Below are 1,549 nucleotides of genomic sequence, written 5' to 3'. Positions count from 1 at the left end.
ATCTCCAACCGGTTGAAGGTGCTGCTGCAGATGAGCCTGGTGCTGGTGCACGGCCTGCGCCAGCCGGTGATCCGCGTCGGCCGTTTCGCCGGCCAGTACGCCAAGCCGCGCTCGGCCGATACCGAGACCCGCGACGGCGTGACTCTGCCCAGCTACCGCGGCGATGTGATCAATGCGCCGGCCTTCACCGAGGCGGCGCGTCTGCCCGACCCGAAGCGGATGCTGCAGGCCCACGCGCATTCGGCGATGACGATGAACTTCGTGCGGGCGCTGATCGATGGCGGCKTCGCCGATCTGCACCATCCCGAATACTGGAACCTGGAATGGGTGAGCCATTCGCCGTTGGCCGCCGAGTACCAGAAGATGGTGGCCTCGATCGGTGATGCCGTGCACTTCATGGAGACCTTGGCCGGGGCCCGCGTGCACAACCTCAACCGCATCGATTTCTACACCTCGCATGAAGCGCTGCTGYTGCCCTACGAGCAGGCGCTGACCCGGCAGGTGCCGCGCCAGCAGGGCTGGTTGAACCTGAGCACGCACTATCCGTGGATCGGCATGCGCACCGCCGCGCTGGATGGCGCGCACGTGGAGTACCTGCGCGGCGTGCGCAATCCGATCGCGATCAAGGTGGGCCCGTCGGTGACGCCGGACCAGTTGCTGCGCCTGATCGATGTGCTCAATCCGGATGACGAGCCGGGCCGCCTGAGCTTCATCCATCGTATGGGAGCGGCGCAGATCGCGCAGAAGCTGCCGCCGTTGCTGGATGCGGTCAAGCGCGATGGTCGTCGCGTGCTGTGGGTGTGCGATGCGATGCACGGCAATACCGAAAGCACCGCCAACGGCTTCAAGACGCGGCGCTTCGACAACGTGCGCGGCGAGGTCGAGATGTCCTTCGACCTGCATGCGGCCGCAGGCACCCGTTTGGGTGGCGTGCATCTGGAGCTGACCGGTGAGGATGTGACCGAATGCACCGGCGGTGCGCGCGAACTGACCGAGCGTGACCTGGAGCGCGCCTATCGTTCGACCGTCGACCCGCGATTGAACTACGAGCAGTCGCTGGAGATTGCGATGGCGATCGTGCGCAAGCAGGAGCAGGTGCGGTAGGGGTTTGCTTCTGCAGGGCTGCGCCCTGCACCTGCAGARGCCACTGCSMRAGCAACAGCAASAGCGGCATTCCGTGGTTGGCGGGGCGGTGYCGGAGTGCGGGGACGCCGCAAGTACGTCCCTGTAGGCTTGGCAGCCGCATCCATGCGGCTGACACCCCGCACTCCGACAYCGCCCCACCTCTGACAGATTCTCGCGATCCGATGGATCCACGCCATGCGTGGATGAATCTCCATCGAGTTCGAGTTGGAGTTCGAATATTTCGACAATTGATCGAAGAGCATCCACGCATGGCGTGGATCTACCGTGTCGACCAGGGTCGACACCCACCAACCGCAACAGCACCGACAGATCGCCGGAAATCTGTCGAAGGCGGGGTGGGTCCGGTTGCGGGAGTGTCCGCGGCATGGATGCCGCGGCCAAGCCCCCATGGACGGGTTTACGG

The 1,549-nt window shown here is 65.0% G+C and carries 1 protein-coding gene; it reads left to right on the top strand.

What is annotated here, in order from left to right:
• Nucleotides 1-1,104 (top strand): 3-deoxy-7-phosphoheptulonate synthase class II (locus AC1VAN_RS21505; RefSeq protein ID WP_480986705.1); only part of this gene is annotated, 1,104 nt, incomplete at its 5' end.
• Nucleotides 1,105-1,549: the final 445 nt, after the last annotated feature.

The organism is Stenotrophomonas sp. 05L44_2, assembly GCF_056665995.1.
The sequence above is the reverse complement of the archived record's forward strand: the minus strand, read 5'-3'. Positions and strand labels throughout refer to the sequence as shown.